Genomic DNA, 353 nt, shown 5'->3' on the forward strand with positions numbered 1-353 from the left:
GGGTGTAAACCCTGGCGATGACCTACTCTCGCATGGCTTGAGCCACACTACCATCGGCGCAGCTGCGTTTCACTTCCGAGTTCGGGATGGGATCGGGTGGTTCCACAGCGCTAATTTCACCAGGGAGACGGTTGCAGCAGCGCTTGCAGCGCCAGCTTCGCGATCTTGCCCTTGGGCGGAAGGTATCCAGAAAAGCAATGCCTTCACTTAATAAGAAAAACCCCGCTGCGTCAGCAGCGGGGTTTTGGGTGTAAACCCTGGCGATGACCTACTCTCGCATGGCTTGAGCCACACTACCATCGGCGCAGCTGCGTTTCACTTCCGAGTTCGGGATGGGATCGGGTGGTTCCACA

The 353-nt window shown here is 57.5% G+C and carries 2 rRNA genes; both read right to left on the reverse strand.

The features are described 5' to 3' along the window. Nucleotides 1-9: 9 nt before the first annotated feature. Nucleotides 10-124, reverse strand: a 5S ribosomal RNA gene (gene rrf, locus RCF13_RS00215). Between the two features lie 131 nt (nt 125-255). Continuing rightward, nucleotides 256-353, reverse strand: a 5S ribosomal RNA gene (gene rrf, locus RCF13_RS00220); the annotation flags it as partial.

Source organism: Stenotrophomonas maltophilia group sp. RNC7 (assembly GCF_030910085.1).
Lineage (GTDB): Bacteria > Pseudomonadota > Gammaproteobacteria > Xanthomonadales > Xanthomonadaceae > Stenotrophomonas > Stenotrophomonas sepilia.